The following is a 20,021-nucleotide window of genomic DNA, read 5'->3' as shown; positions in this document are numbered from 1 at the left end:
ATATGCGCTCGGTCACGCGTCCGATAGGGAACTGTCTGAGCCTCCCGAAGTTCACTTAACGTGCGGTCTTCTTCCTCGGTCAAAATGATGCGTAATGGGGCGGGCATTTGAGGGCACTCTGGCTACCCTGCTATCTTACATTTAATCTCAACTGCCTACTTACCACACCGACCAGATCGGCAATTACGGGGACGGCAACCAGTTCATGGGGTTCGTGACCGCAACCTTGCCGATACCGCTCCCCGAAGACTGGCAGGCTCACAAGCGCTGGTACGCAGTGCTGCACACCTTCGACAAGAATGGCAAGCACCTCAACACCGAAGCGTGGTTCGCAGGCACCACGGCGAGCGGTGAGGGCCAATCGGTGAAGAAGGCTCAGTCGCGGATCGCCGAGATGATCGCTAGGTTGGGCAAGGTGAGGTACGGGAACATCAAGGTCGGGCTGTTCCAGGTCCAAATCGACGGCCACACCTTCGGCTTGGTCGATGCGTCGGAGTCGGACGAGGATTACGAGAGCATCCACCTGTTGCCGAATGACTTGGCTTTCTTTCCGCCCTGGGACGGCACTTACGATACCTGAACGTGGTCAGCGCAGAGGCCGAACCAATCGCTGCACCTGACCCCCGCCCAAAGCGGCGAGGGTCAGGTGATCTGGGTCGTAGGGCTAGAGTGGTTGATGAGAGTATGGTTTGGAGATTGTTCGCAAGATGCAAGATGATACGACACAACTCCTAGCGTCAATTAATTCCAACGTTCAGGGCTTGCTGTTCAGGACAGAAGCAGATTATGTTCTGAAGCCTTTTGTCTGAGATCCGACAGGGGACTTGCACCCCATGAGTTCACGCCCATGCTGGGCGTACACAAGGCCCATGCACACCGACCGCCGAAAGTGGATTGGTGGATGCAGAGGTCATCTGTGGCGGGTGATGGGCAACGTTAGGTTCCTACATCATTAGCCGCTTCCGAATTATTCTCATGCTTGGCTATACTACACTTCTGTGTGGTTGCGAAGATTCAATGAACACATCCCAACTGGAGGCGGTCGTTACTCCTCATGTCCGTGTCTGCTCGTGTCTCGAACCGAAGTTTGACGGCGACCTAGAGTCTCCGGCGGCTCGTACGTACTTTGGCGGTCAACCATATGCTGAGTCTGGCGACGCGTGGCCATCGTGTCCGACATGTCAAAAGGAACTGAGTTTTATTTGTCAGGTGAGGTTCAGTGAAACCAAATTCGTGCCACCGGATGGTGTTGGCCTTTTCACATTCTTCTACTGCTGGGATTGCAGCCCTTGGGGACTTGATGACGAGCCGTCCGGTCAGTGGGTCGTCCGCTTCTACTCCGCACCGAGTGATGAGCGGGCGATTCGAATTCAGCGCAAAGCGAGAGACGACTACGAAACGACGCCGTGTTCCGTAGAGGTCGAATCTGCAAAGTCACTTCCGGACTGGGAGGGCATTGATGTGTACTGCCGTGAAGCATCGACACTCTCGGCAGAACTTAATGACGACGAACCTTGGGAACCGTATACCGAATTGGTACAACAGATCACTGGGCGTGACGACTATGCGACAATGATTGGTGGGTATCCCCGGTGGGTGCAATCCGAGTCCACGCCTAAGTGCTCACAATGCCATCATCTGATGGAACAGTTCGCGCAAATTGACTCAGAGGATGAGGCAGGGTTGATGTGGGGGGATGTCGGCTGCGTTTACTTGTTTTGTTGCCGTAGACATCCCAGTGAAATCCGATTCGAGCTGCAGTGCCACTAACAGCACATTAAGGCACCTAACCATGCGGTGAACGGGAGCCGACGACGACGCGGGTATTGAAATCATAGTTTTTTCGCAGCGGCCCCGTTACCGCCGCCGTTATGCGGTGACGAATCATCTATTGGAGCATGGCACGAAAGTTTGCAGCAGCAGGATGTATGCCGAGCATCTCTCTACCACGGTGAAATGATTAATACGAGCGAGTATCCGCTTAAGCCGGGACGCTGGTAGAACTTGGAATGTCGGAGTCAGGAGCCAGAAGGCTTGTCAATACTGATTTCTGCCTTCTGTACTTCTAGTACCTCGCCCAACCAGGAACCGCTGTATTAAGTATCAGATTCGGTCTGTTAAAATTGAAGCAAAATTGGACATTTGTGTACATCTAGTTACTGAAACGCGATGACAGTCCTAACCTGTCTCCCCCAGGGTCTATGTTCGTGGAATTATACAGTCACGGCCGATGACTGCGACGTTATTGCATTCATGGAGCTAGGGTCTATGACTGGGCAGGGCAAAATTACGCTGGGATCTAAACATTACGACATTAACCATATCTGGCTAAGCGGAGAATGGCAGCTCGAGCTAGATGGTAGTGCTATAGCAACAGCTGTAAGGCCAAATCCTCTTACCCGATTATTTGAAATATCAGATGATAGTCAAGCTTTGATTCTTAAGGCTTCGACCCCGTTTTCTCGGTTGTTTGTGATTGAACACAATGACACGGTTATAGGGACAATTCAGCCAGTACATGCTATGACTCGGCGAGCCACGGTTGACTGCTCATCATCGATCAGGCGGCCTGTCCAAGTTTTTCTATTCTGGCTCACCGTTTTGGTGTGGGAACAATCCCAAAGGCAACAAAACAGTACCGCGTTTTTGAACAATGCTGCGACTGGAGGCTGAAGCTGCTAGCGCGATCGCCTATCCTCTCAGAAGCGCGTTGACCGGGCGTACCTAGAGGTTGGGGGACGACCGGCCAAAACTAGCGATTCCCCAACCATTGCCTACGCCCAAGAGAATCTTGTTGCCGTTTATCAACAAACCTGCAAGGCAAACCCGATAATGTAGCTTCTTACACAAAGATTATGATTGTGCTTGCTATTTTGTACTTAAGGACTTGTTGCGTGAGGTCTTGAGGGGCATGTTAGTTTCATCTACGTATTACCTATCGCTAAGTCCAAGCCACCTACCTTCTAATCTCTACGTCAAGGAAGGGCGGCTTCACAAGCATTTGATCAATCGGAGCGGAGTGGGCTCGCCCTACGTCGCGTAGGTCAGCGATCGCCTTTGTCTGGCTGACTTGATTGGCATCTCGGCATTCAGATAGCTACGAAGGCCCGATTAAAAATACGGTGGCTTGAATGGGTCGCCATGCTCAGGAACCGTTTACCGGCTGAGTAGGCTTGGGCCTGGTTCGCGCAGCCACCTGGGGTTAGGTGTTTCACCTTTAAGAACGTTGGCTCAGATTGAGGTGCTAAAGCCAACCTTGAGTCTTTTTGGGCCAAGCAATTGCTCTGGGGTGGCTTTGGGCAGTCGCTCAGGTCAGTGCTCTGCCATAGCAGACGGGGCTCTACCTAACGCGAGTCATGACTGATCTGGCCCATGGGGGGTAACCTCACCACTTTCCGAGAGGCATGGCCCTTTGCATGGGGCTTTGCCAACGTCACGACCCAACAGCATCGGTGCGCCTTAGAGTATTCCACCTAAAAAAACATCCCGATCAGGAACGCGAACTTGGCCCAGTGGGCCGGTCGCGGAGAGACACTGGATCGGTATTTAGTTGGAACACTCTTAGCTCGATTGAAGGGTTGATTTTATGATCGCCAATGCACACCCCTAACGTAAGGATTTAACCCAGGCCTATGACCACATCCCTAGCCCACCAATGCATTCTGATTACGGGTGCCAGCAGCGGCATTGGCACCGCCTGCGCCCACTTTTTTGCCCAGGCCGGTGCCCGCCTGATTTTGGCGGCGCGCCGTCGCGAAAAGCTAGAGGCGCTGGCAGAGGCGCTGCAAAAACGCTACCAAATTCAGACGCGATCGCTGCCCCTCGATGTGCAAGATAGCGAGGCGGTGATGACGGCGATTGAATCGCTCCCAGCCGATTGGCAAGCCATCGACGTGCTGGTTAACAACGCGGGCCTCAGCCGGGGGCTGGACAAACAGTACGAAGCCCCCCTGCAAGACTGGGAGGAAATGATCGACACCAACATCAAGGGGCTGTTGTACGTCACCCGCGCGGTGGTGCCTGGGATGGTGGCGCGGGGCCAGGGCCATGTGGTCAACATTGGCTCGATCGCCGGGCGGCAGACCTACCCCGGCGGCAGCGTTTACTGCGCTACCAAGGCGGCGGTAAAGTCGCTCTCAGAGGGCCTCAAGTTGGATCTGCTGGGCACCCCCGTGCGGGTGACCAACATTGAGCCAGGGCTGGTCGAAACCGAATTCAGCACGGTGCGGTTTCGCGGGGACGGCGATCGCGCCCAGACGGTCTATCAGGGTATGACGCCGCTCACTCCCGACGACATCGCCGACGCGATTTTATATGCGATCACTCGCCCAGCCCACGTCAATATCAGCGAAATTTTTCTGATGCCGACCGACCAGTCGTCGGCCACGCTGGTTCACCGGAGGCCGACATGACCCTGGAGTTCAGCTCGCTGGAGTGGATTGTGATTGTGACCATGTTCGGCGCGGCCTTTGTGCAGGGGGTAACGGGCTTTGCCTTTGCCATGGTATCCATGGGGGTGCTGTCGGGGGTGACCAGTGTGCAGCTGGCGGCCCCGCTGGTGGCGCTGGCCGCCCTGACCAACCATACGGCGCAATGCCTCTACTACCGCCGTGCCTTCGATCGCATCATTGTGGCCCAGCTGCTGCTGGGCGCTGTGCTGGGAATTCCGTTTGGGCTGCTGGCCCTGCGGTTTTTGCCCGAGACCTGGATGCTGATCGCCCTGGGCAGCGTTATCCTGGCCTACTCGCTGTATTCCCTGGTTGGGCCGCGCGGCGGGCAGCTGCTGAAATCTAAACGGTGGATCTATGGAGCAGGCTTTTTATCGGGGGCCTTAAACGGCAGCTACAACCTGCCCGGGCCGCCGGTCGTTGTTTACGCCAGCAGCCAAAACTGGCCCCAGGAGCGATTCAAGGGCAACCTGATCAGCTTTTTTTGGGTCAATGCGGTGCTTGTGGTGATCGGCCATAGCCTGGACGATCGGTTTTCAGTCCAGATTATCCATCAGTTTTTGCTGGCGATTCCGGGCATATTGCTGGGGCAGTTCCTGGGAGTTTCTCTCTCGAAACACCTGAACCCACCGATGTTTCAAAAAATTACTGCGGTCATCCTGGCGATCACAGGAGTGCGCATTATTACCCTGGGGCTGTAGCTTGTGATTCGCCCTGAGCGCTGTGGTTGACGCATCACTGAGCGATCGCCATTGACAACTACTGATACGGCCTTATTCATGTTGCTTAAGTACAGAGTCCAAAGGGAACAGGGAGTAGGTGACAGAGAACAGAGTGTACTTGTTTCACTTGCACACCGCTATATCTTCTGGATCTCTGCATTAATTAGCAGGGGCATAGCTCCTCGATCAATTGAGTCAGCCTGAGATTAATTCTCTATCTCTAATTAGCACCTAGGGCCTTCAAACAAAGGAATACAGCGCTTTGCCGAAAGAATTAAACCAGTCTTTCTGGCACATTTCCTAGGCAAATAGTGAGCAAAACAGCTCTTCGCAATAAATACTTTTTAACCTGAAAATGGCCTCTTTAAAGCCCAAAAGCGTATGTCAATATACAGAAAGGTCACCCTATCTTGGTTACGTTGCTAATGCGTTAAAGATCGCTAAATCTCTGCGATAAGATTCACGATCGCGATCGCGAATGCATGGGATAAAGATCTTCTCTGACTAATTTATTTGCTTCGGAGGTTTGGCTGTGATCGCTAATTTAAGTCCAGAAATGAGTCCAGAAAAAACTGATTTGGGCCAGATGGATGCCGAGTCGCTGTGGCACCCCATGGTGCAGCACAAATCCTTTGCTAAGACACCGCCCAAATGCATGACCAAAGGGGTGGGCTGCCACGTCACCGATACCGACGGCGTCGAGTATTTTGACGGCATTTCGGGGCTGTGGTGCGTCAATGTCGGCTATGGCCGCCAGGAGCTAGCCGAGGTCGCCTACGAGCAGATGGTTGACCTGGCCTACTTCCCCCTCACCATGAGCCACGAGCCCGGTATTCGCCTGGCCCACAAGCTGCTAGAGCTGCTGGGCTACGACGGCAAGGTGTTCTTCTCCACCAGCGGCTCAGAGGCCAACGAGACCGCGTTCAAAATTGCCCGCCAGTACCATACCCAAACGGCCCCTGCCGGGGCGGGGCCGCGCTACAAGATTATTTCTCGCTACCGGGGCTACCACGGGCACACCATGGGGGCATTGAGCGCCACGGCCCAGGCGGAGCGCAAGCTCAAGTACGAGCCCCTGGTGCCGGGGTTTCTGCACGTGAACCCGCCCTACCAGTACCGCTTTGGGGAGGGAATGTCAGAGGAGGTTTACAACACGACCTGCCTGAAGGAGCTGGAGCAGACGATTCTCTACGAGGGGGCTCAGTCGGTGGCGGCGGTGATTGTGGAGCCAATTATCTCGGGCGGGGGCGTGATTGTGCCGCCGGAGGGCTATCTGCGCGGGGTGCGGGAAATCTGCGATCGCACCGGCATTCTGCTGATCTACGACGAAGTGGTGAATGGCTTTGGCCGCACCGGGCGCATGTTTGGCCACCAGCACTGGGGCGTGCAGCCCGACATCATCTCCTTTGCCAAGGGGTTGAGCAGCGGCTACATGCCGATCTCGGCCACGGTGGTTAAACAACACATCTTCGAGGCGTTTCTGGATGACCCCGGCAGCGACAGCCACTTTCGCCACATCACCACCTACGGCGGCACTCCCGTCTGTACCGCCGTCAGCCTCCGGAGCATTGAAATTCTAGAGCGCGAACGCCTGCCGGAGCGCGCCGCCGAAATGGGCGACTACCTGCTGGGCCGTTTTCAGGAGCTGTTGGCGCACCCCAACGTGGGGGATGTGCGCGGCAAGGGGCTGCTGCTGGGCATTGAGCTGGTGACCGATAAAGCCAGCAAAGCGCCGTTAGACGGGGCGGCAGTCAACTCGGTGATTCAGCACTGCATGAAAGACCGCGTCATCATTGGTCGCAACGCCAACACGGTGCCGGGTTTCGCCAACGTGCTGATTTTGGCCCCGCCCCTGGTGATCACCCGCCAGGAGGCCGACAGGTTTGCGGATACGATTCGCAATGCCATTTTTGCCCTGCCTCCGGCCTGAGCGACGGGCGGGGTGGCCCGATCGTTCGATCGAGCCACCCCGCACCGCTTTAGGGTGCTTTTCTCAGGCCTGATCCATAGATCGCAAGGAAAGCAGCGGCGGGCAAACCCTTTCGAACGAACACTTTTACCTGGAGTGAACAGACCATGGTACGAACGTTGTTAAAGTTCAAGCACTATCTTTACCTGCTCGCCATTGCGGTGATCTTTATTCCTCAGGTGGCCTTTGCCCAGGCCGAGGCCGAACCCACGGGTTTTCTCGGTGCGCTTGAGGGTGGGGTGCAAAGCATTGTCGATGTGCTCAACCTGATCTTCTACTTCAGAATTGGCGGCGAGAACGGATTCCCGTTTATTGTGCTCTGGCTGGTGGTTGGGGCCGTCTTCTTCACCTTTCGGCTCAAGTTCATCAACCTTCGCGCCTTCAAGCATGCGATCGATGTGGTGCGCGGTAAGTACGACAGTGAAGAAGACGAAGGCGATGTCTCGCACTTTCAAGCCCTATCCGCCGCCCTCTCGGGCACGGTGGGCATCGGTAACATTGCCGGGGTGGCGATCGCCATTCGCCTGGGCGGTCCTGGCGCCGCCTTTTGGATGACGATGGCAGGGTTTTTGGGCATGTCGAGCAAGTTTGCCGAATGCACCCTGGCCCAAAAGTATCGGGTGATTAAGCCCGACGGCACCGTTGGCGGTGGCCCCATGTACTACCTGTCGCGCGGCCTATCGGGCATGGGCATGGCCCGGTTTGGCCAGGGTTTGGCCTACATGTTTGCGATCTTCTGCGCCATTGGCAGTCTGGGCATTGGCAACATGTTTCAGTCGAACCAGGCCTTTGCCGCCGTGTCGAATGTGGTGCCCAGCTTAGCTGGCCTCAGCTGGCTATTTGGGCTGATTATCGCGGCGGTGGTGGGTCTGGTGATCATCGGCGGTATTCAGCGCATTGGGGCAGTCGCCGGGATTCTTGTGCCATTCATGGCGGTGATCTATGCCCTGGCCTGCTTCTGGGTGATCTTGGTGAAGCTGCCTGCGGTACCGGCGGCGATCGGCACGATTATTTCGACGGCATTTAGCCCCGAGGCGCTGGCCGGGGGCCTGGTCGGGGTGGTGGTCATCGGCTTTCAGCGGGCGGTGTTCTCCAATGAGGCAGGGCTGGGTTCAGCGGCGATCGCCCACTCGGCGGCTAGAACTGATGAGCCGGTTAGAGAAGGGATTGTGGCGCTGCTGGAACCCTTCATCGACACCATCTTTATCTGTAATTTGACGGCGATCGTGATTGTGCTGACCGGAGTCTACGCCGACCCCGCCGCCACCGAGTTGAACGGGGCCCAACTGTCGGCGGCCTCCTTTGAGACCGTGATCAGCTGGTTTCCCTACGTGATTGCGGTGGCGGGCGTGTTGTTTGCCGTCTCCACCATGATTTCCTGGAGCTACTACGGGCAGCAGTCCTGGGCCTTTCTCTTTGGCGATAGTACCGTCAATGTCTACAAGGGCATCTTTTTGACCTGCGCCTTTGTTGGCGCAGTAGTTAACCTGGGTCCAATTCTGGAGTTTAGCGACATTATGGCCCTGGCCATGTCGTTGCCGAACCTGCTAGGCTGCTTCCTGATGTCGGGGCTAATTGCTAGCGACCTGAGTGACTACATGGGTCGCCTGCGTTCTGGAGCCATGTTGCCCGAAGCCACCCGGCAGCCCGAAGCCGTATTGAAGTAGGGGGAGGTAACTCATGAGTTGGCTGAAACGAAAGCTGGTACTGGTGCCCACTGATTTCTCGGAACAGTCCTACGAGGCGATCGCCGTTGCCAAAGAGTATGTCGATGACCTGGCCTCGGTGAAGTTGGTTCACGTGCTGTCGCCCCTGCATCCTGCCGACCCAGCGGCCATTTGGGACACGCTCAGCGACAGCGATCGCATGGCAAAGGTGACAGAGTTTCTCACCAAGAAACTCAGCGAGATCGGCTATGACGGCGTTGAAGTGGTGACGCTAATGGGTGACCCCGGCACGCAAATTGCCGACTACGCCCAAGAATCAGCGGCTGATCTAATTGTGATGCCCTCCCACGGCCACAAGGGCATCACTCGCCTACTCATGGGCTCGGTGGCTGAGCGGGTGGTGCGCTTGGCGACCTGCCCAGTGCTGATTCTCAAGTAGAGTCGCCCTAGGTTTTTAACGGGCATACTGCCAAACCCCCCGCCGCTCGGTGGGGGGTTGATGTCATTGGGTCAGACACGTTGCTGGTGGCTCCAACTGCGCAGGGATTTGATGATGGCGTTGTCGTCTGGCCCAGGGGCGCGCTGGAGAAAATCCATTAGCGTTTGCGATCGCACCTGCGGAAAGGTAGGGCTGACGGCGCCTTCTACATATTGGCCATCGACCCATTGATAAAACACCAGACCTTGCCGCTGGGTATATTGCCATACCTCAGGAATTTGCAGCTGTTGGTAGATCGTGAACCGTCGCTGGGACGAGCTAGTAATGTCTACTTCTACCGCCAGGTCAGGGGGCGGATCGGTACGCAGGTCGAGTTCTAGGGTGCTGATCTGGTCGGCGTTTTGAATATCGAGTCGCTTGCACCTCTACAGCGAGCGCAATTGCTTCAGCCTCCCCAATATTGACACGCGTCCTTAAATCGTCAACCAACTTTTGATTCTGAACGGAAAGAACCTCTAGCCAGTCTGCCAGTTGAACCGCTTCGATTACAGTTTCACCAGCGCCTTGATTCAGTAATTCCTCATGCACCGCGTGAGGAATTAACACTCTTCCATAAATTTGCTGCATCAGGCCGAGTTGCCCAACCTTAGCCAAATTTGAAACAGGAGACGTATTACTTACAATAACCACCACTACTCTATTTCTAAGGCTTTGAGATCTTCCTGAAACTCAGCAACATCGTAATGAACGCAGATGTCACGATCGGCTAGTAATTTTTGAAACTGCATTCGGTGCAAGCCCATTAATTCACTGGCTTTCCCCAAGCTAATTTTCTCCTGGCGAAAGAGCATCAGCACAATTTCTAGAAACAGCTCCCGTTCTGATAAGCCGCTGGCTTTTACCAAATCATCTGAAATCATTAAGCTCATGGCTGATACTCCAGATCTTGAATGTTATCAATTACTCCTCGACAGGTGGGGTTGGCAAAACCACAAGTTCGCCAATATCAACACTAGGCGGCTGCGTTAGCGCAAAGAGCACCGTCCGAGCCACATCATCGGGCCGCAACGCATCGGGCTTTGGGTCATCAAAAAATGGGGTATCCACCATGCCCGGTTCAATCAGCGTGACCCGCACCCCCGTCCCCTTCATCTCCTCCCGCAGGTTATAGCCGATCGCTGAGACAGCCCATTTCGAGACTGAATACATCGAACCCCCCAGCACCTTACGCCCTGCGATCGAGCCCGTGATGATGACGTGACCTTTGGTTTTCTTGAGTTCTGCCAGGCTGGCCCGCAGCGTGTAAGCCACGCCCAAAATATTGGTATTGACAATGCGCTGCCAAGACTCAACCGGGGCGCCCGAAAAGCCACCCGGCTCGCCGCCGCAGCCCGCATTGGCAAACACCGCATCGAGACGGCCAAACGCCTCTACGGCATTGGCCACCAGCTTTTCTTGCGCCGCATAATCGGTGACATCACAGGCAAAGGTGCGAACGTTGTCAGCACCCAGTTCGTTCGCCAATTTATCCAGCTTCTCAGTAGAGCGGGCGGCTAAGACGAGGTTAAAATTTTGCGCCGCCGCCTGCCGAGCGGTGGCGGCACCGATACCTGAAGAAGCGCCGGTAATCAGTAGGGTTCTAGAATCTGACACGTTGAGTATTTGCCATAGGTCTTCATGGTCATCTTGCCACAGATGCCTATGGGGCATGTGCGGTTAATTGCTTAGCCATTGATTCACATCGTCAATGTGATCCAAAGGGGCTGCTTCTATGGAGCGATCGCCAGTCTCTCGGCCAATTGCCAAACTTTGCTAAAAGACTTTAGCGCCTGCGGATAGAGCGATCGCGCCCTCCCCGTAGGCTGCCGCACTGAGAGATATTGCTCCAGACTATAATCCTGAAAGAATGTTGTCATTGCGCTGAGGTCCGACAGATGACCGACAGTAACGCTTACGCAACTGGCCAATGCAGGTGCGGACAGGTTCGATTTGAAGTGGCTTCAGAACCGTTAATGACCATGACCTGTCACTGCACAGGATGCCAGCAGATGACGGCCAGCGCCTTTAGTTTGAGCGCCCTTCATCCAAGCGGTGGGTTTAAGGTGACATCGGGTGAACCTGTCATTGGCGGGCTGCATGGTGCCACGCGTCATTATTTTTGTGCCCACTGCATGAGCTGGCTTTTTACCCGCCCCGAAGGCATGGATGAATTTGTTAATATCCGGGCCACTATGATGGACAACGCCCAATCGTATAGCCCGTTTATCGAAACCTATACCGACGAAAAGCTGCCCTGGGCAACGACGCCTGCCGTCCATAGCTTCAGCAAATTTCCAGCCCCAGAGCAGTTTCCAGCGTTGCTCTCTGAGTTTGCAAATCGCTCTGCGTAGATGGGTTATACAGTACCGGTGGTGAGCTTCAGAATAGTTTGCTTCCGCAAAGCTGATTGAGCGATCGCGCCCTATAGAACCCTATAGAAACAGTCCATGCCAGTCGATATTCACCACATCACTTCAGATAATATCTTGCTGATGCAGGCACTGCTGACCACCTTCGGCGAAGCCTTCGAGGATGTGGAAACCTACACCACGAAACGCCCCAGTGAAAACTACCTGCGGCGACTGCTGGGCGATGACACATTCATTGCGCTAGCTGCCGTAAAAGGTGGCGCAGTGGTCGGCGGCCTTGTGGCCTACGAGCTGAGAAAGTTCGAGCAGGAGCGTAGCGAGATCTACATCTACGATCTCGCCGTCGCATCGGGGCATCGGCGCGAAGGCATTGCGACGGCCTTGATCGAAAAGCTCAAAGCGATCGCGGCTGAGCGGGGTGCTTACGTAATATTTGTGCAGGCCGATACCACCATTGACGACGAACCTGCGATCGCGCTGTACAGCAAATTGGGCAAACGTGAGGATGTCTTACACTTTGACATCGCCGTTGATGGTGGGCAAGACTCCACATAACATTTCTCGTGCTATTACCTGGATAAGCGGCAGAGTGGTGCTGCTAAGGTAGCTAGTGAAGCGGGACGTCAGACCCATGATGGCTTCAATCTCAAACACCATAGCCGAATCCGCTAGCCGCAGTGTACTTTGCTGGCTGGCTACAGCAGTTATACTGGGCTTCTGATTACACGGTTAATCAGAAAGAAAATTTTCCTCACCTGGATTAGGAGAGCCTGGGACAATGAAAACCCTAGAGGAAATCAAGCAGTGGCTGGCGCAGCATCAAGCGATGCTGGAGGCACGCTACCAAGTGAGTGAGTTAGGTGTTTTTGGTTCCTATGTCAGGCAGGAGCAGACAGAGACCAGCGACGTGGATGTGCTGGTGGAGTTTTACAAGACGCCTAGCTTGCTGAAGTTTGTCAACTTAGAAAACTACCTCAGCGATAATTTGGGGGTCAAGGTTGATTTAGTGCATAAGGCTGGGTTAAAGCCACGGATTGGCGATCGCATTTTGGCAGAGGTCGTCTACCTGTGACCCAGCGTGAGATTCAGGATTATTTGAAGGATATTTTAGATGCTGTGGATGCGATCGAGCAATTTACAGCAGATGTTGATTTTGAAGCGTTCTCGCAGAATCTAGAGAAAATATTTGCCGTTTCAAGGGCAATGGAAATTATTGGGGAAGCAGTGAAGCGAATCCCAGATTTGGTGAGAATTCAATACCCTGATATTCCCTGGCGGGATATTGCTGGCATGAGGGATAAGCTGATTCATGATTATTTCAACACTGACACGGAGATAATTTGGGAAGCAGTTCAAGAGGATATGCCACAGCTTAAAATCATGATCTCTAAAGTTTTAGAAGATTTGGAGCGACAAAGTGAGCAAAAAGGGATTGGCAGTGCAGAATAAATGAATTAAAATTATGCAAACTACTCGATAGCGAGCAGCAGGTATTTTTTGAAGACTTAAATTTGCGGGTTTAGCTGTTCGTAGGTGGTGCAAACACCTGAAGACAGCGCTAAGATTTTCGAGGTCAGCGTGGTCACCGCACAATGCTGGGGACTTATAGGGATGAGAATACTGGTACAGACGCTCAGACGCTCCCTGTCAACCTTGGAGTCAAGGCTAAGGAGGAAGGAGCGATCGTAGCTCACAGTAACGAGTCAATTATATTGAGGCTTTCCACTTAAGCCACTATATAAGGGGTTTCAGGCGGAAATTTTCCCTCTAATAACGGGTTATAGGCTTCAGGAAAAAATATGGGTGACAAATCAAAAATTGTAGACAATCCATCGACCAAGGATATGCTTGATCAAATCAATGGGTTTGATGGATTTGAGGCATTATACCGAGCAGTACCATTTTCAAAGAAGCTGCTTCCAAAACTGGACAACATATTTTCGGATTTTTCTAACCTCAAAGATCAAGCTTCAATCCTGTTAATCCCTGATCAGTTCAACGAGATTTTTTCGCAACATGGATGGATAGCCTATGAGAGCATGAACTTTGAAATAATGAAAGGAGCGATTAAATTATACGAAAACAAAGGATTGGCAAAAGCAGAAGACTACTTGGCTGATTATTACAATGAGGAAACCCTAAAGTGGGGGATCATTAGATTTAAGGGAAATAGCGAATTTCGTCGTCGAATCAGACTAGTTGAATTAGCAAAAGAGGATTATTTATCAGGCAGATATCATGGGTGTATACCACTTCTATTAAGCTTGCTCGATGGTCTAGTGAATGACGTTTCAAAACATGTTGGATTTTTCTCGGAAAATATAGATTTGACTGCATGGGATTGTATTGCTGCGCATGAAACGGGACTTCAAGCACTTGCCTCTTTATTAAACAAAGGAAGAAATAAAACGAACGAAAATTCAATTACCATTCCATATAGAAATGGTATATTACATGGTCGCGAGCTTGCTTTTGACAATAAGATTGTAGCTGCCAAATGTTGGGCTGCCCTGTTTTCCGTTAAAGATTGGGCGAAGGCACTCGATGACGGGAAGAAAGAACCTAAAGCCAAAGAGAGGGTTGGTTGGAAAAACCTTTTCTCCCAAATGGTTAAAACAAGCCAAATGAAAAAGGCTATTGAGGAATGGCAGCCAAGAACTAGTAGCGAAGTTTTATACTTACCTTTCACAGGGGATCCCATTCAATTGCCCGTGAATACCCCAGAAAGGGCTGTCGGTGAATTCATAGATCATTGGTGTAATAAACGATATGGCCTCATTGCAAATGCGCTCTTGTACTTTACTGATACAACACAAGGTAAAAAGGCAGGCATGGCAAGAAGCGACTTTGGAAGGCACGTACCATCTTCCTTCAAAATATTAAGTGTTGATGATCAAGCTGCTGCGGTTTCACATGTAGAGGTGGAGCTTTTTTTGAGGCCGAGAATAAAACTGTAGCTAAACAAGTTTCTGTGCGCGCTATATATCAGGATTCAGCGAATAATCCTTCTGTTCGGCCTTGGACAGAAGGACATTGGAGAATAGTCCAAAACTCATTCACTAAAATTATCTGCTCGGCTAGCTTATGACAGTTTGCTTAGAGCAGACTACCGAAAAGTTCTGGGACATTTTAGAAGCTTCTTGCAGCTGCTCAATCGCTGATTGACTGACAAAAGTTCTGATGTAGGTTGGTGTGGAGCAAAGCGAAACCCAACACCAGTAACGGTTTCGTTGGGTTACGCTAACGCTAACCCAACCTACGGCAGGATAAGGGTTTCAAGAGTTTTGTCAGCCAACCAGGCTCAATCGAATTTTTAGCGATACTTAAAGTGAGAAAAATTGAATATGGAGTCCTTGAGGGGATTTCTTTAATCTGTGCTTCAACACAAAGCTGAGAACTTTATCCAACATTCTGAAAATGATGCAGAGGAGGAAAATTTATGAATTTGAATGACCTGCCGGGAGCAGAGCTAATTCTACCGGGGCTGGATGATCTTCAGGGCGAGAAGGCAAATACTGTTGGATCGCTATTAGTTGCGATCGCATCAACATGCGCCGATGCTTAACCTCAGCAGACCTAGATATACCTAAAAGTCACTTGGTAGCAGAGCCAGAACTCGCTTTATATGCTCATTTTCAGAATAGCCAAGACGATGCCTATTCTTATTACAATGCCCTGTTAGATAACCTCAACAGCTTTTGCAACGCCCTTGAACTTGGCAAAATCACCTAACGCTGCGTTAGCGTGAACAGAATTGGGGCGGAGCCTTAACCGCTAAAGTATAATGTTTCTGCTATAGATCCTGAAAAACAGCCAAGTATGGCGCATAAGAGAATGCACGATTTCGCTTTTGTCCAGTAATCTCTTCGAGAAGACCTATATCAATAAGATCTTTAATCAAAGTATTTGCATTAGGATAGGACAGGTTTGTAATCGTTTCGGCATGTTCTACATTAAAAATTGGCCTGAAATAAAGGCTCTCAAGCAAGGCGATCGCATTACCCGACCTGCGCCCCATTTCGTCAAGTAGCAACTGCCGGTGTTCTTCTTTTAAGTTAACTATTTTGCGAGCGGTAGCCGCCGCTTCCTGAGCAACCTCGTAAACACCACGAAGAAAGAACTTTAACCAGCCTTCCCAGTTGCCACTATCTCTGATAGCCTGCAAGTGATTGTAATATTCAGTACGATATTTCTTGAAATAATAAGAAATATACAACAAAGGGCGTTGCAGTATATTTTGTTCACACAAAAGAAACGTAATCAATAGTCGTCCTGTTCTGCCATTCCCGTCTAGAAAAGGGTGAATAGTTTCAAACTGAGCATGCGCTAATCCGACTTTAATCAAGGTAGGCATAGGCTGTGGGCTATGCAAAAAATCCTCTAAGTTATTGAGAGATTTGGTCATTTCATGAGGCGGCGGTGGTACATACGTAGCTTCAGTCAAAGAGCACCCAGACGAACCAATCCAATTCTGACTACGACGAAATTCTCCTGGATCCCGTTCGGCGCCTCTTACTCCTTGCATCAGCTCTTGATGAATTTCTCTAATTAGTCGCAAAGACACAGGCAGTTCTTGCAGACGCTCAAGACCATAGTTAATTGCAGAAATATAGTTGACTACCTCAGTCACATCTTGAGGATTATCAGGTTCTAAGGCTTGAGATTCAAATTCTAGGACATCTATTAAGGATGCTTGAGTACCCTCAATTTGACTTGACAGCACAGCTTCTTTCCGCACATACATAAACACAAATAAATCTGGGTTTGGCAAAGCATCGGTCGCTCCATCTAAGCGACCCAAAGCGCGATCCGCTTGAGATAATAGATTCCACATTTCCTGATCCATAATAATTTCAGGTATGGGTGGTAATGGCTTTGGTATAAAAGCCTTGTAGCCTTCCAGCTGGTCTATGTATTGCCCTGCTCTGAAAGGCCCAACCATTGTTATCGGTTCCGTTAATACTGAATAACCTTTGGCCCTATATTAACAGAAACAGCCTGTATTCGTTAATAAGTCGTTTTCTGGGAAAGCAGGTATAGAATCCTACGCTACCAGTAGCGCTATGTGATTCGACCTGCCACTACACTGTAATGTCATCTAACGTTTATATCAGCAGAAGGTAAGACGACCCAAAGATGAATAACAAAAACAAGTTAATCGATATTTTGGTGAGTGATTTCTGCTTCGCCCAGAGGCAAACACACCGCAAAGGACGTGCGACCTGGTGCAGACTCCAGGGAAATCGTGCCGTGGTGGCGATTTTCCACGATGCGGCGCACCGTTTCAAGCCCTAGGCCAGAGCCTTTGCCCACCCCTTTGGTGGTAAAAAATGGCTCAAAAATGCGCGATCGCACTTCTGCAGGAATCCCCGGCCCGGTGTCGGTAATCTCGACTCGGGCATCGCCTTTGAAGTGGCAGGTGCGCAGGGTGAGGGTGCCCTGGTCGCCCATGGCGTCGATCGCATTGTCGATCAGGTTGGTCCACACCTGGTTGAGCTCGCTGCCGTGGGCCATCAGCTTAGGCAAAGTCGAGTCGTAGTGGCGCTCGACCTGGATGCCCTGCTTGAGCTTGAAGGCAAACAGCCGCAGGGTATCTTCTAGCCCGGTGTGCAGATCGACCACCTGCTGCGCCCCCTGGTCCATATAGCTGTACGACTTCATCGATTTGACCAGTTCAGAGATGCGCTCGGCCCCGTGCTGACCGCTCTGGATCATCCCCATCACCTCAAAGGAGAGGGCCAGCCAGCGAATGCCCATGTCGCGCAGCTCGGTGGGGCCGTCGCGCCAGCGTGCCGTCAGCCCGTCCAGGGTCTGGGTCTCGATCCCGGCTAGGGCCAGGGGTTCGGCCAGCTCCCAGGCTTTGGCGACGCCGTAGTCTTCGAGCCAGGCGAGCAGTTCATCTTCGCGATCGGCCAGGGTCACCGCATCGGCCCCGCCCTTGAGAATGGTGTCGTAGCCCGCGTCGCGCACCGACTGCCACTGCTGGGTGTGCTCGGGGTCGGGCTGCTGCAGACCGTAGGTCAGGTTCATTTTCTCCAGCTCTCGGATGGCTGGGCCGACCTGACTCAGCGATCGCACCAGGGCAGCGGCGGGGTTATTCAGCTCGTGGGCCAGCCCGGCGGAGAGGGTGCCCAGGGCCGCCATCTTCTCGCGCCCGCGCAAAAACGACTCCAGCCCCCGGATGCGCTGCTGCATCAGACGAAACACCGTGCGCTCAAAGTCGCGGCACTCGTGCAGCAGGGTGAGAAAGTCGGCCCCGGCGATGGTGTGGAACTGGCAGTCGGTCATGGCCTGCATGGTGACGGGTGCGGGCTCGTCGGTGAGTACCGGAATTTCGCCCACAAAGCCGGGGCCTTCGTGCTGGCCAATGGGCATGGCGAGCCCCTCACTCTGGCGGGTAATGCCGATGCGGCCCGACACCATGATGTACACCCTATCGGTCAGGTCGCCTTCTTGGACCAGGTAGTCGCCCTTGGCCAGGTGGAGGGATGTGGCGCGATCGCACACCCACTCCAACCGTTCTTGGGGTAGGTGGTTGAAGGGAGCGATCGCCAGCAAATGCTCTATGCACAGCGCAGAGTCGGTCATCGCACATCCTCCAGGTACTTGTGCACAAACTGTACGCAAATCGACCCCTCGCCTACGCCCGAGGCCACCCGCTTCACCGACCCGTGGCGCACGTCGCCCACCGCAAACACGCCGGGCAGGCTCGTTTCGAGCAGAAAGGGGGGCCGATCTTGCGACCACACCTGCTGCGGCGACACGTCTGCCGTCTGCAAGTCTGGGCCGGTGAGAATGTAGTCCCGGCTATCGCGCTGCACCATTTCCTCCAGCCAGTCGGTGTGGGGAATGGCCCCGATAAAGATAAAGAGAGACTGGGTGGCGACAGTCTCGGTGGACCCGGTAGCGGAGTTGTGGAGCACTAGCGCCTCCAGGTTGGTGTCTCCCTTGGCCTCGACCACCGTAGTGTGGGTCTGCACGTGAATATTATCCGTCGCCTCGATCTGGTCAATCAGGTACTGCGACATGCTTTTGGTCAGCGACTCGCCCCGCACCAGCATCGTCACCGACCTAGCGTATTTCGAGAAATACATAGCCGCCTGCCCGGCGGAGTTGGCCCCGCCCACCACATAAACGTCTTCGTCCTGGCAGGAGAGAGCTTCGGTCTGGGCGGCCCCGTAGTAGACTCCTGCCCCGGTAAACTGCTCCAGTCCGGGTGTATTCAGCCGCCGCCACGACACCCCCAGGGCCAAAATCACCGCGTGGGCGCTGATCTCGCTGCCGTTGCTGAGGGTAATCAGCCGGTAGTCGTTGTCGGTTCGCAGGCTCTGCACCGACTGGGGAGCGAGAATTTCGACCCCAAACCGGCGGGCCTGGGTGACGGCGCGGCGGGCCAGGTCGCTGCCGGAAAGCCCCACCGGAAAGCCCAGGTAGTTTTCAATCCGCGAGCTGGTGCCGGCCTGACCGCCCGGAGCTTCTCGCTCGATCAGCACTGTGCGCAGCCCTTCCGAGGCACCGTAGACCGCCGCCGCCAGTCCGGCGGGGCCACCGCCCACGATCGCCAGGTCGTAAAAAGGCTTATTGGCCGTAGTTTGCAGGCCAACTCGGGTCGCCAGCTCAGTCGTGCTGGGCTGGTGCAAGGGCTCGCCCTCCGGAAACAGCACCAGCGGCAGCTTGGCCTCGGCGGTGCTGCCCACTAGCTTACGGCCTTCGTCGCTGCGCTCGATATCCAGCCAGCGGTAGGGAATTTGGTTGCGGGCCAGAAAGTCTTTGATCTCGTGGCTGTGGGGATTCCAGCGATCGCCCACCACCCGAATGCCCTTGAAGGCGGGCCGAAAGTGAGCCTGCCAGTCGGCCAGCAGGTCATCCACCACGGGGTAAAGCTTCTCCTCGGGCGGGTCCCAGGGTTTCATCAGGTAGTAGTCGAGGTTGACCTCATTAATGGCACGAATGGCCGCGTCGGTGTCGCTATAGGCGGTGAGCAAGGCCCGCTTGGCGTCGGGCACTAGGTCCACGGCCTGCTCGAGAAACTCTACCCCGCTCATTTCGGGCATGCGCTGGTCGACCAGCAGCAGCGCCACGGGGTCGGAGCGCTGAATGACTTGCTTCAAGATATCCAGGGCCTCAGCCCCGGAGCTGGCTCGCATGATGCGGTAGTGCTCGCCGTAGTGCCGCCGCAGGTCGCGGGCAATGGTTTGCAGCACATCGGCATCGTCGTCAACGGTGAGGAGAACGGGTTTAGCCATCGGTAAAGACCTGAGGGGGCAGGGGCAGTTGAGGATCGCGATCGCGAAGAGATGACAGCTGCGAGCATTGTTGCCCAGTGTAGCGAACCTGTGGGTTGGGGATCTGCTTGGAGGATTTGGGG

Annotated in this window: 19 protein-coding genes and 1 pseudogene; 13 read left to right on the top strand and 7 right to left on the bottom strand. The window is 53.6% G+C overall.

Going from position 1 to position 20,021, the window contains the following annotated elements; genetic code table 11:
• Window positions 1–205: 205 nt before the first annotated feature.
• The 7 genes from IQ254_RS20935 to IQ254_RS20905 all read left to right on the top strand — a co-directional run bounded on the left by IQ254_RS20935 (window position 206) and on the right by IQ254_RS20905 (window position 9,245).
• On the top strand, window positions 206–580 hold the full coding sequence (locus IQ254_RS20935; protein ID WP_193968097.1) for a hypothetical protein: 375 nt from the start codon (window positions 206–208) through the stop codon (window positions 578–580).
• Between the two features lie 395 nt (window positions 581–975).
• Window positions 976–1,770 (top strand): DUF1963 domain-containing protein, encoded by a 795-nt coding sequence (locus IQ254_RS33775; protein ID WP_369011356.1) that lies wholly within the window; start codon window positions 976–978, stop codon window positions 1,768–1,770.
• 1,862 nt (window positions 1,771–3,632) lie between these two features.
• Entirely contained in the window at window positions 3,633–4,412 is a 780-nt protein-coding gene (locus IQ254_RS20925) for an SDR family oxidoreductase (RefSeq protein WP_193968095.1), read from the top strand.
• Entirely contained in the window at window positions 4,409–5,149 is a 741-nt protein-coding gene (locus IQ254_RS20920) for a sulfite exporter TauE/SafE family protein (RefSeq protein ID WP_228040945.1), read from the top strand. Before IQ254_RS20925 ends, IQ254_RS20920 begins: the two co-directional genes overlap by 4 nt.
• Window positions 5,150–5,702: 553 nt before the next feature.
• Window positions 5,703–7,100 (top strand): aminotransferase, encoded by a 1,398-nt coding sequence (locus IQ254_RS20915; RefSeq protein WP_313887517.1) that lies wholly within the window; start codon window positions 5,703–5,705, stop codon window positions 7,098–7,100.
• Between the two features lie 146 nt (window positions 7,101–7,246).
• Complete coding sequence (locus IQ254_RS20910; RefSeq protein WP_193968094.1) at window positions 7,247–8,806, top strand: sodium:alanine symporter family protein; 1,560 nt, start codon at window positions 7,247–7,249, stop codon at window positions 8,804–8,806.
• Between the two features lie 13 nt (window positions 8,807–8,819).
• Window positions 8,820–9,245, top strand: a complete 426-nt coding sequence (locus IQ254_RS20905; protein ID WP_193968093.1) for a universal stress protein — start codon at window positions 8,820–8,822, stop codon at window positions 9,243–9,245.
• A gap of 71 nt (window positions 9,246–9,316) precedes the next feature.
• On the opposite strand, the gene IQ254_RS20900 is transcribed toward IQ254_RS20905, so the two are convergent.
• The 4 genes from IQ254_RS20900 to IQ254_RS20880 all read right to left on the bottom strand — a co-directional run bounded on the left by IQ254_RS20900 (window position 9,317) and on the right by IQ254_RS20880 (window position 11,161).
• Entirely contained in the window at window positions 9,317–9,613 is a 297-nt protein-coding gene (locus IQ254_RS20900) for a Uma2 family endonuclease (protein ID WP_228040947.1), read from the bottom strand.
• 324 nt (window positions 9,614–9,937) lie between these two features.
• The gene (locus tag IQ254_RS20890; RefSeq protein WP_193968092.1) at window positions 9,938–10,174 is read right to left on the bottom strand and encodes a UPF0175 family protein; all 237 of its coding nucleotides are present in this window, start codon (window positions 10,172–10,174) and stop codon (window positions 9,938–9,940) included.
• Between the two features lie 31 nt (window positions 10,175–10,205).
• Window positions 10,206–10,955 carry an SDR family oxidoreductase gene (locus tag IQ254_RS20885; RefSeq protein WP_193968091.1) on the bottom strand — a complete coding sequence of 250 codons (750 nt, stop codon included), beginning with the start codon at window positions 10,953–10,955 and terminating at the stop codon, window positions 10,206–10,208.
• A gap of 59 nt (window positions 10,956–11,014) precedes the next feature.
• On the bottom strand, window positions 11,015–11,161 hold the full coding sequence (locus tag IQ254_RS20880) for a hypothetical protein (protein ID WP_193968090.1): 147 nt from the start codon (window positions 11,159–11,161) through the stop codon (window positions 11,015–11,017).
• Between the two features lie 18 nt (window positions 11,162–11,179).
• Between IQ254_RS20880 and IQ254_RS20875 the strand changes: the two genes are divergently transcribed.
• From IQ254_RS20875 to IQ254_RS33770, 6 genes and pseudogenes are all read left to right on the top strand, one after another.
• Window positions 11,180–11,635 (top strand): GFA family protein, encoded by a 456-nt coding sequence (locus IQ254_RS20875; protein WP_193968089.1) that lies wholly within the window; start codon window positions 11,180–11,182, stop codon window positions 11,633–11,635.
• 96 nt (window positions 11,636–11,731) lie between these two features.
• Window positions 11,732–12,208 carry an AAC(3)-I family aminoglycoside N-acetyltransferase gene (locus IQ254_RS20870; protein ID WP_193968088.1) on the top strand — a complete coding sequence of 159 codons (477 nt, stop codon included), beginning with the start codon at window positions 11,732–11,734 and terminating at the stop codon, window positions 12,206–12,208.
• 223 nt (window positions 12,209–12,431) lie between these two features.
• A complete protein-coding gene (locus IQ254_RS20865) occupies window positions 12,432–12,725 on the top strand; it encodes a nucleotidyltransferase family protein (protein ID WP_193968087.1) in 294 nt (97 codons plus the stop codon).
• Window positions 12,722–13,102 carry a DUF86 domain-containing protein gene (locus tag IQ254_RS20860; protein WP_193968086.1) on the top strand — a complete coding sequence of 127 codons (381 nt, stop codon included), beginning with the start codon at window positions 12,722–12,724 and terminating at the stop codon, window positions 13,100–13,102. The genes IQ254_RS20865 and IQ254_RS20860 overlap by 4 nt, the downstream gene beginning before the upstream one ends.
• A 350-nt stretch (window positions 13,103–13,452) precedes the next feature.
• Window positions 13,453–14,610 (top strand): hypothetical protein, encoded by a 1,158-nt coding sequence (locus tag IQ254_RS20855; protein WP_193968085.1) that lies wholly within the window; start codon window positions 13,453–13,455, stop codon window positions 14,608–14,610.
• Between the two features lie 482 nt (window positions 14,611–15,092).
• A pseudogene (locus IQ254_RS33770) lies at window positions 15,093–15,385 on the top strand (hypothetical protein).
• A gap of 61 nt (window positions 15,386–15,446) precedes the next feature.
• On the opposite strand, the gene IQ254_RS20845 reads toward IQ254_RS33770, so the two are convergent.
• The 3 genes from IQ254_RS20845 to IQ254_RS20835 all read right to left on the bottom strand — a co-directional run bounded on the left by IQ254_RS20845 (window position 15,447) and on the right by IQ254_RS20835 (window position 19,899).
• Window positions 15,447–16,595 carry a Fic family protein gene (locus IQ254_RS20845; RefSeq protein WP_193968084.1) on the bottom strand — a complete coding sequence of 383 codons (1,149 nt, stop codon included), beginning with the start codon at window positions 16,593–16,595 and terminating at the stop codon, window positions 15,447–15,449.
• A gap of 212 nt (window positions 16,596–16,807) precedes the next feature.
• Entirely contained in the window at window positions 16,808–18,241 is a 1,434-nt protein-coding gene (locus IQ254_RS20840; RefSeq protein WP_193968083.1) for a sensor histidine kinase, read from the bottom strand.
• Window positions 18,238–19,899, bottom strand: coding sequence for a response regulator (locus tag IQ254_RS20835; RefSeq protein WP_193968082.1), 1,662 nt, complete (start codon window positions 19,897–19,899; stop codon window positions 18,238–18,240). Before IQ254_RS20835 ends, IQ254_RS20840 begins: the two co-directional genes overlap by 4 nt.
• Between the last annotated feature and the right edge of the window lie 122 nt (window positions 19,900–20,021).

The organism is Nodosilinea sp. LEGE 07088, assembly GCF_015207395.1.
GTDB lineage: Bacteria > Cyanobacteriota > Cyanobacteriia > Phormidesmidales > Phormidesmidaceae > Nodosilinea.
This window is presented reverse-complemented; position numbering and strand designations above follow the sequence as displayed.

Excerpts from the sequence above, each read along its gene's own strand:
- IQ254_RS20840 (WP_193968083.1), bottom strand. The coding sequence starts at position 18,241 with ATGACCGACTCTGCGCTGTGCATAGAGCATTTGCTGGCGATCGCTCCC.
- IQ254_RS20865 (WP_193968087.1), top strand. The coding sequence starts at position 12,432 with ATGAAAACCCTAGAGGAAATCAAGCAGTGGCTGGCGCAGCATCAAGCG.
- IQ254_RS20890 (WP_193968092.1), bottom strand. The coding sequence starts at position 10,174 with ATGAGCTTAATGATTTCAGATGATTTGGTAAAAGCCAGCGGCTTATCA.
- IQ254_RS20925 (WP_193968095.1), top strand. The coding sequence starts at position 3,633 with ATGACCACATCCCTAGCCCACCAATGCATTCTGATTACGGGTGCCAGC.
- IQ254_RS20920 (WP_228040945.1), top strand. The coding sequence starts at position 4,409 with ATGACCCTGGAGTTCAGCTCGCTGGAGTGGATTGTGATTGTGACCATG.
- IQ254_RS20845 (WP_193968084.1), bottom strand. The coding sequence starts at position 16,595 with ATGGTTGGGCCTTTCAGAGCAGGGCAATACATAGACCAGCTGGAAGGC.
- IQ254_RS33775 (WP_369011356.1), top strand. The coding sequence starts at position 976 with ATGCTTGGCTATACTACACTTCTGTGTGGTTGCGAAGATTCAATGAAC.
- IQ254_RS20855 (WP_193968085.1), top strand. The coding sequence starts at position 13,453 with ATGGGTGACAAATCAAAAATTGTAGACAATCCATCGACCAAGGATATG.
- IQ254_RS20935 (WP_193968097.1), top strand. The coding sequence starts at position 206 with ATGGGGTTCGTGACCGCAACCTTGCCGATACCGCTCCCCGAAGACTGG.
- IQ254_RS20875 (WP_193968089.1), top strand. The coding sequence starts at position 11,180 with ATGACCGACAGTAACGCTTACGCAACTGGCCAATGCAGGTGCGGACAG.
- IQ254_RS20885 (WP_193968091.1), bottom strand. The coding sequence starts at position 10,955 with ATGCCCCATAGGCATCTGTGGCAAGATGACCATGAAGACCTATGGCAA.
- IQ254_RS20835 (WP_193968082.1), bottom strand. The coding sequence starts at position 19,899 with ATGGCTAAACCCGTTCTCCTCACCGTTGACGACGATGCCGATGTGCTG.
- IQ254_RS20910 (WP_193968094.1), top strand. The coding sequence starts at position 7,247 with ATGGTACGAACGTTGTTAAAGTTCAAGCACTATCTTTACCTGCTCGCC.
- IQ254_RS20870 (WP_193968088.1), top strand. The coding sequence starts at position 11,732 with ATGCCAGTCGATATTCACCACATCACTTCAGATAATATCTTGCTGATG.
- IQ254_RS20905 (WP_193968093.1), top strand. The coding sequence starts at position 8,820 with ATGAGTTGGCTGAAACGAAAGCTGGTACTGGTGCCCACTGATTTCTCG.
- IQ254_RS20880 (WP_193968090.1), bottom strand. The coding sequence starts at position 11,161 with ATGACAACATTCTTTCAGGATTATAGTCTGGAGCAATATCTCTCAGTG.